The organism is Pseudomaricurvus alkylphenolicus (assembly GCF_011683955.1).
Lineage (GTDB): Bacteria > Pseudomonadota > Gammaproteobacteria > Pseudomonadales > Cellvibrionaceae > Pseudomaricurvus > Pseudomaricurvus alkylphenolicus.
The window spans coordinates 1-8,018 of record NZ_JAAQPI010000044.1 but is presented as its reverse complement, the minus strand read 5'-3'; the positions used below and the strand labels follow the sequence as shown (position 1 = coordinate 8,018).

12 protein-coding genes are annotated in these 8,018 nt (G+C 44.5%); all 12 read left to right on the top strand.

Features of this window, described 5'->3' with window-relative positions:
* Positions 1–213 precede the first annotated feature (213 nt).
* Positions 214–450: a hypothetical protein gene (locus tag HBA55_RS36935; RefSeq protein WP_167001218.1), complete on the top strand. Its 237-nt coding sequence runs from the start codon at positions 214–216 to the stop codon at positions 448–450.
* A gap of 135 nt (positions 451–585) precedes the next feature.
* Entirely contained in the window at positions 586–954 is a 369-nt protein-coding gene (locus HBA55_RS36930) for a hypothetical protein (protein ID WP_167001216.1), read from the top strand.
* A 113-nt stretch (positions 955–1,067) separates the two neighbouring features.
* Positions 1,068–1,643 (top strand): MAPEG family protein, encoded by a 576-nt coding sequence (locus tag HBA55_RS36925; RefSeq protein ID WP_167001214.1) that lies wholly within the window; start codon positions 1,068–1,070, stop codon positions 1,641–1,643.
* A gap of 107 nt (positions 1,644–1,750) precedes the next feature.
* Positions 1,751–2,212, top strand: coding sequence for a hypothetical protein (locus HBA55_RS36920; RefSeq protein WP_167001212.1), 462 nt, complete (start codon positions 1,751–1,753; stop codon positions 2,210–2,212).
* Positions 2,213–3,010: 798 nt separating this feature from the next.
* Positions 3,011–3,436, top strand: a complete 426-nt coding sequence (locus HBA55_RS36915; protein ID WP_167001210.1) for a hypothetical protein — start codon at positions 3,011–3,013, stop codon at positions 3,434–3,436.
* A gap of 126 nt (positions 3,437–3,562) precedes the next feature.
* Entirely contained in the window at positions 3,563–3,793 is a 231-nt protein-coding gene (locus tag HBA55_RS36910; protein ID WP_167001195.1) for a hypothetical protein, read from the top strand.
* Between the two features lie 150 nt (positions 3,794–3,943).
* Positions 3,944–4,501 carry a DUF4231 domain-containing protein gene (locus tag HBA55_RS36905; RefSeq protein WP_167001208.1) on the top strand — a complete coding sequence of 186 codons (558 nt, stop codon included), beginning with the start codon at positions 3,944–3,946 and terminating at the stop codon, positions 4,499–4,501.
* A 54-nt stretch (positions 4,502–4,555) separates the two neighbouring features.
* Positions 4,556–4,921 carry a TonB family protein gene (locus HBA55_RS36900; protein WP_167001206.1) on the top strand — a complete coding sequence of 122 codons (366 nt, stop codon included), beginning with the start codon at positions 4,556–4,558 and terminating at the stop codon, positions 4,919–4,921.
* A 95-nt stretch (positions 4,922–5,016) separates the two neighbouring features.
* The gene (locus HBA55_RS36895) at positions 5,017–5,436 is read left to right on the top strand and encodes a hypothetical protein (protein ID WP_167001203.1); all 420 of its coding nucleotides are present in this window, start codon (positions 5,017–5,019) and stop codon (positions 5,434–5,436) included.
* A gap of 812 nt (positions 5,437–6,248) precedes the next feature.
* Positions 6,249–6,683, top strand: coding sequence for a GNAT family N-acetyltransferase (locus HBA55_RS36890; RefSeq protein ID WP_167001201.1), 435 nt, complete (start codon positions 6,249–6,251; stop codon positions 6,681–6,683).
* 83 nt (positions 6,684–6,766) lie between these two features.
* A complete protein-coding gene (locus HBA55_RS36885; RefSeq protein ID WP_167001199.1) occupies positions 6,767–7,141 on the top strand; it encodes a hypothetical protein in 375 nt (124 codons plus the stop codon).
* Between the two features lie 124 nt (positions 7,142–7,265).
* Complete coding sequence (locus tag HBA55_RS36880; RefSeq protein ID WP_167001197.1) at positions 7,266–7,529, top strand: hypothetical protein; 264 nt, start codon at positions 7,266–7,268, stop codon at positions 7,527–7,529.
* The last annotated feature ends 489 nt before the right edge of the window (positions 7,530–8,018 follow it).

Below are 8,018 nucleotides of genomic sequence, written 5' to 3'. Positions count from 1 at the left end.
AATTCGGGTGAGTGGTTACGACGTGGTCGTCTAGCCATGGTAAATCTCCTGTTCATGGGCACTACCGTGCCCTAAATCAGGCGAAGATTCCACTTATGGAGCTGTCCATATTTCCGGGGCCGGCTCTCATCGCCACTTCGTGGCTGGACAGCCTAAAGCGCGCTTCGCGCACGGCTGCCGGTTATAATAGCGTTAAATGATTACGGAAGAATCATGATTGGATGGTTAATAATAATTTCAGGATTTGCTGCAAGCCTTTACTTTACACTAGTGATCGCGGCTGGGATGTTTAATGTTCAGGTGATTTTTGGCTTTCTAACCGTTGGATTTTTCATGGCTGCATTTATGAAATCCTTCGGAGCCTTGCCAACCACAAGCGGCGGTGGTTTCTGGGATGGCGGTGGCGGAGGAGATGGAGGCGGCGGTTGTGGTGGCGATGGAGGGTGTTAGTTTGCCAAGCATCACATTTAACAAGCCGCTTAAACACGTTACGGCCGCGAAAAGCGCGGCCTCCACTGGACTCGCTACACTACGTTTCGCTTGCCGTTTAGCGGAGCGTTACATGTACCAAAGCTAGGATGCACAATGAAGTTGATTACAAAGCTTCACGATTTAGATGAAGCACAATCTATCAAGTATCGTTTGGGGGTTCGTGGAATTCCTATATACATCGGAAGTGAAAATTCAGGTCCAGCAATGGGAGTAATGCCAGCAGCTGATTGTTATACGATATGGGCTGAAATAGACGAACAATATCAATGTGCAATAGCGGCTCTCAACGACGAAGAATATGAGGTGATTAACCCTGTTCATATTGATGAATTTCGTTTCTCTCAAGAGGCATCTATTCATACCTTTAGGCAAAAGTTCTCAAAAGTTAATGAGTACATTTTAAATACAATTATGCTTGGCATTATCGCTTGGTTCGGATTCTATGTTTTATCCAACATGTAACAAGGGCTAGCACAATCGCCAAATGCAAAAGACGCATTTGGCTGGACTCGCTACACTGCGTTTCGCTCGCCTGTGTGGCCGGCGTTATGAGTTAAAGATGGGAAAAATAGCCAATGTGGAATACTAATGAGTTAGAAAAGAAACAACGCCGCGGAATGCATATCGTCTTGTTCTACCCATTCGGCATCCTGTTGATGGGAGTTGTGCTCAATTTTTTTTTACTTGGAGTAAATCCCTATGTGGTATCTCTTCCGACAATTGAGGGTATTCGCGCTCTCGTAATTGCAGCTGCTTTGTTGGTTATTAATCATACGTGGATCATGATTTCAACCGAACTGGTACGCGCCAGGTTCAAGATGTATGCAACACCTGAGGAATGGGACGAAAATAGTTCAAGCGAAAAAGATGCGCCAGAACTAGGCATTAGTGAACTTAAACGAAGACATGACACACACAACAATACTACAGAAAATGTTGTTTACTATGTGCTTTTATCGTTAATTTTCGCCTTTTCTTCTTCAACCGTTATCGCTATGCAGGTGTGGATTATTGGATTTGCTGTGGTTCGATTGGGTTATACATACAGTTATTTCACACGTAACACTGGTTTACGCGGGTTATTTATGACTCTGGGGCTTCTGGCAATGTATGGAATGGCGAGCAATCTTATGATTAGTATTTTCATCTAAGTAGGAAAAGGCGTACCGTTGAAAACTCATATCCAGTACAGCCAGCAGGACAAGAATTCCGCTGCGCTCCATGTTTGCCCCTGCTGTGGGCGTTATGAAACCAAACTATGAAGTACTTAATACTAATACTAATTCTTGTTTCCGAGTTCTCCTTTGGTCAGGAAAACTACGATGAAGGGTGCTTTGAAATAACCCAAATAACATTAGAGATTTCAACGTCTTTTAAGGGCTCGGTGTACTATCTATATCGGCCGAAGGTGGATGGGGGCGAGTGTCTTATCAAAATTAGTGAAAGCGAGAATGGTAGTGAATCTTATAAAGTTAAGCGGTACTCGTTGAGCGAAGAGTCAAATATTCCTAAAGCATTTTCAGACGCTTTGAATGTAAATCTGAGAGATGGGATCAAACTTCATGATGGAACTACCTGGATTATAAGATCTCATCTGTACCAAGAATTTGAAATTTCAATTAGTACGCCAGAGTACATGACAAAAGAAAGAGGCTATGTAAACCTCCTGAAGTTCAGAGAGTTCTTAGACAAGGAATTAGAGGGTGAGAATAATTCATAACAATCGTAGGCCGCCCCTGCTACGGGCGTTATGCGCTGACGTAGTTCTGGTTGGTACCCACTAACAATATACACGCCATTCTAAGCTTTCCGGGTTCTTACCAGCCCCAAAATAGGGTACACTCGACATCATTGTGACAACGTGGTACCAGCGGAAGGTCCGTCGTCAGAATTACCTCCTTCCGTTCGCTCTCTAGGGCACGCATCACCTGTCATTGAACATTAACTATGCGGTCTGCATGCATCAGCGCCAACCGTAAGAATAGGGCTTTGTAGTGAAGGACAGTGCTGTGCATAACAATCGTAGCCAGGCACGCGCGCGATGTGCGCTGGACGTCCTTTCGCCAGTTTGGTTTGCGCATGGCTCCGCCATTATCGCGCAAACCAAACTACTCCAAGGCTGCCCCTGCTACGGACGTTAGGTGCTCAATGGGTACTGAATTACTAGTCATATTTATAATTATACCGATAGTTTTATTGGCGTTTGATGCGGCCTGTATTTTACGGAAGCAAAAAGTAATCTTACATAAACTATTACTAGGCACAGGGCTACTTGCTCTGGCTTATATGACTTTGTCGTCATATTCGTCGGGTCTTCCCCCGATGCAAGGTTTCATAGTTGCCAGTGTTCTTTACGCACCCGGCTATTTGTTAAGTTTTTTAGGGCTTTCACTGCTTTTTAAAGCCAAAGAGAGCAAGTCATGAAGATAATGGCACCTAACAAGGCCAACCAAAGGGGACGAAAAACCGCCTCTTCGTTCTGGTTTTTCGTCCCCTGCTAGCGGCGTTAGGAATACCGATGAATCACAAAAAATATTCCAAATTGCTCATTTTTTTGCTACTTACTTCTAGCGTGGCTAAGGCAATGAGTCGTGAAGATATGTCAGGAATATGGATATACGAGAATTTTTCTGTGTACCTAGATATACCTATCAAAGGCAAAGTATTTCAATGCAGAATAGCTGAAAATGGTATTGTAATAACTGCTTATGGAACATTGATTGGTATAGAATCGATTATTTGGGGAGCTATTTCGGCAGTGGATTCAAGCGGTAAGAAGTTCAATTATGCAGCTATCCTTCCAAAGGATTTCACTGGATGGGGTAAGGAGTCAATAAGCTTTGAAAATGAAAGTCTAATTTTGAATGGAGATTATGGGCCTGCGAGGCACTTTCGATATAAAGAGATCCCTCCTGAATGTGAGTATCAGCGTGTTAATTCCTAACAAATGGTTTCATCCTACGCCTAAAGCACCGCGCCTTTTTGTGCATGTCGCGTTGCTCCATTTTCGCACAAAAGGCGCTCCACTTTAGGTGCGGCTGAACCAAGTGTTATATGTTACGGAAAGATCATGATTGGATGGTTAATAATAATTCTAGGATTTGGCGCAAGCCTTTACTTCACACTAGTGATTGCGGCTGGGATGTTTAATTTTCAGGTGATTTTTGGTTTTGTAACCATTGGATTTGTCATAGCCGCAATTATGAAGTCCTTCGGAGTCTTGCCAACCACAAGTGACGGTGGTTTCTGGGATGGCAGTGGCGGAGGAGATGGAGGCGGTGGTGGCGATGGAGGTTGCTAGTTTGCCAAGCGTCACATTTAATAAGCCGCTCAAACACGTTCCGGCTGCAAAAAGCGCGGCCTCCACTGGACTGGACTCACTGCACTGCGTTTTGTTCGCCGCTTAGCAGGGCGTTGGGCCAAAAGAAGATCAGAGCTGAAGGAGAGATCTATGATCGATGAAGCTATAAAAATAATTGAAGGGACTATTGTTGAGATCGACAGAGACTATTCAACTTACTCGTCAAGGGCAGAAAGGTTGAGAAAACTGAATAGCTTTTTTAACGTTTCAACAATTATCCTTGGTGTATCTGCTCCGGCCTTTGTTACCTATCAAACCCAGCAGGAAGATGCGTCCCAATTATTAGTGTTTGTATCAATAATTCTTGTAGCGGTCGCAAGCGCGACAGCGACGCTCAGGGGAGTATTAAGGTGGAGTGAAAGATTTGGTTATACTGCACTAACTTCTTTATACCTTCAAGAATTGAGTTCGTCTGTTAAGCTAGAAAAAGAAGACATTATTCAAACGGTAAAAAAAGAGCTTATAAATGAAAAACTAAGTGAGCTTAATAGAAACGCCCAAAAAAGAAGAGGTGAGATTATACGCGGTTATCTGGAGAAAGAGGTGGCAGCGGTAGAAAAAGCAGAATCTAGCCAAAAGGAACTAATGGATAAAACGAACAAGACAGGCGGAAACAGCCTAACAAGTCAAGCAAGTGGGACGCCGTAACCGGCGCCCCTTCTTGAGGCGTTAAATTCTTAAACCATCCAAAATGGAGTTTTCATGAAGTTCATCACATCTCTAGTATTGGCATTAATCCTAGCAGGCTGCAACGCTACGGCAGTAATGCCACCTCCTTCTCTGGTTTCTGTTGAGTCCCCTGTAATAGAACCGGTGGAAGCCCCTAGCCCTATATATCCGCGTAAAGCCTTGGCTAGTGCTGTTGGTGGCTGGGTAGTAGTTGCCGTGGATATTAATAAAGATGGCTCCATCTCTGAAGTCAAAGCAGTTGATTCTAGTAATATGAACTTATTCGCTGATGCAGCTGTTAAGAGTGCAAAAAACTGGAAATTTGCTGCTGTTACAGACGTGCCGGCCGAAGAATTTCCATTGACTAGAAAGTACAAAATTGAGTTCACTCTGCAATAAATTTAACAAGCAAAGGCAGCATCGCCTGCGCAAAAAGCGCGCAGGCTGGAATCGCTAACGCTCGCCGCTCCTTTGAACGTTATGAGCTACCAACAATGAAGAATTTTGCACTATCAATGTTATTTCTTTCGGCCCATGCAGTGGCAAGTGGTGGCCCTGAAATTGTGGCGTTAACCCATTCATCAGCAAATGAATTGGGTTTTACCGTTGTAACCAAACTCGAAGGTCCCTCTACCCAAGTACAGCTAAAAGGGCCAGCAAAGAGCATTGATTCCTGTCCCGCATCAAGAAGCGGCACATTCTTACTTGATGCCAAAGGTCAGGAGCTTATGGTTCACATTACTGAACTTCCACCTTCACAAGAGCAACCAGAGGCATTGGGTTACTACATTGATAAAAACCACACTATGGGCGTATTTATAGATTACTTATGTTCGCAAGGCAGCGTGACTAAAAGTAAACGGTACACCGTGCCATCTATTAGCAACTGGCTCATAACAAGGCCATCAAATTGACCGCTTTACGCTGCGCTTCAAACGGCAATTTATGGCGGCGTTATGCACTGAAGTAGTTTCGGTCGGTGACCACTAACAAAATGCCCACTATTCTATGCTTTCCGGGTTCTTACCAGCCCTAAAATAGGGTAAACTCAACGGCATTGTGACAACGTGGTACCAGCGGAAGGTCCGTCGTCAGAATTACCTCCTTCCGTCCGCTCTCCTGGGCACGCATCACCTGTCATTGGACATTAACTATTGCGGTCCGCATACGTCAGGCCAACCGCGAAAATAGGGCTTTGTAGTGAAGGGCAGTATTGTGCATAACAATCGTAGCCAGGAACGCGCGCTGCGCGCTGGACGCCCTTTCCGCAGTTTGGTTTGCGCATTGCATCGGCTTGGGATGCAGATCAGTGTATCGGATCGAGAGAGTCAAGATTGAAAGCGCTCGAAATCCTAATCCCTAGAATCACGGGCTATATCAAGGAAAATGAAAAGTTCCCTAATTTGCTTTTGGAGAATATCCCTCAGATTACTAATAATCTACCTAGCAACTTGATAGGGGCGATAATTCTAACAGACCCAAAGGAACAGAGTTTTGCTTACTCCTGCCGACTAGGAAATCAAGGTAGTGGGGAAACCTGTGAACTGAATATATGGAACTTGACTCAGTGGTGTCGAACTATGGGGGGCAATATCTAAAATGATTGTATCAGCTAACAAAGGGCACCAGCACCGCACACTACGTGCGCTGGACGCCCTCTCCGAAGCTTCGCTTCTCCAAGGGCGCCACTGCTAAAGGCGTTATGTACTAAGAGGATAAAAGCAGTATGGAAGTCACGATTGGCAGTGGTTCAGAGATAATCAGTCAAGCGCAAGCTATTCGCTATCAGGTGTTTACCCTTGAGCAAGAAATCCCAAAAGAACTAGACCTAGATGGTCTAGATGAAAGTTCAATACATGCTCTCATCACCGTAGAGAATCAGCCGGTAGCGACCGCTCGCCTAACCGTGAACGGAGACGGGTCATCGACTATGGCTAGAGTTGCGGTGTCAAAAGCGCACAGAGGGACAGGTCTTTCTTCTAAGCTCGTCGAGGCTGTAATGAACCACGCTCAAAAAATAGGCGTATGTTCAATTGAAATTCATGCCCATAGTTACCTGAAAGATTTCTATGAAAGATTTGGCTTTAAGTACATTAAAGAAGTAGAAATTGTTGGTGAGCATCAGCTAATCGAAATGCAACACAATTTGGCGCGTACATAACAAGGCCATCGAACCTCGCCCCAGCGGGGGCTGGACTCGCAAAAAACGCTCGCCGTTTATGACAGGCGTTATGGCATCAGAGTATGAAATACATAATTACATTAATTATCTTTGTGCTTTCTTCTATTACGACCGCAGAGGAAACCTGCCCGAGCGAATTGGAGAATCTGTTAAGAGCTTTGAGTGAGCGAAATATCCAACAGGAATTCTCAGAAAACATAAAGCTTGGTCGCCTTGGCTTCATGTCCGCGCCGGCAATTTCGAGCAATGGAATGAATTACCCAGGATTACCTATGTATAAAGAGTTGCAATACTTAAACAAGGCAACCTGGGAGTTTACATCCGTAAAAGGTGAAGACGTCTTGTTCGAGTGCCAAGAGGCTATATCTGAAAAGGCAAAATCGCTGGCAGAGGAGTACAATAAGTTAATGGTGGAGTACATTGACAAAAATGGTTAGGTGCCAAGTAAGCCATAACAATCATAGGCAGGTTCGCGGCACTACGTGCCACTGGACCTCCGCAAGCGATGCTTGCTTCGGCCCCTGCTATGGGCGTTAAATTTTTAAGGAGTATGAATCAGATATGGAAATTCTTGGAATAATTGGAACTATTGCATCGGTCGAGGGCGGTTTTGCCACATGGTATTGGGGCACTAAGAAGAAGCGGCTCGCAAAAGCCATAGATGAGCAACAAAAGAAAATTAAAACTGTTGAGGAGTATACCTCAGGTACTGGATACAAACTGATTTTTCGGGATCGCTTTCATTCTGTAGCATATGCCTTTTCAATTGTTTTTGGTTCAAATCGCGAGTGCCGTACTTATTGGCTCTGGATTAGTCCTGCTTGATCTCGCGGATTCAAAAACTTTTAGGGCAAAGGAACATATTGGCGCCATGAATCAAAAATTGCAGGATTTACAAAGTGAACACGAAAGCACCTAGATTTAACAGAGCCGTGAAAATTCGCCTGTTAAAATACGCAGTCTGGACCTCGCTATCGCTCAGCCTTTTACGGCAGCGTTGTGGATAAAGAACATCTATGGAAAACTTATTTAGCACTGAGGACTATTTTTTACTCATAGTGGCTGTCGTAATCGCCATTAATGAGAGTGTCCTCCTGTGGTTGATACCAAAGATAAGACAAGGTGTAATTGACAAACATAAAGCCATTACATGCTTTTGCGTTTTTGAGGTTGTAATTTGGTTTGCCAGAGCCGGCCCCGGAAATATGGACAGCTCCATAAGTGGAATCTTCGCCTGATTTAGGGCACGGTAGTGCCCATGAACAGGAGATTTACCATGGCTAGACGACCACGTCGTAACCACTCACCCGAATT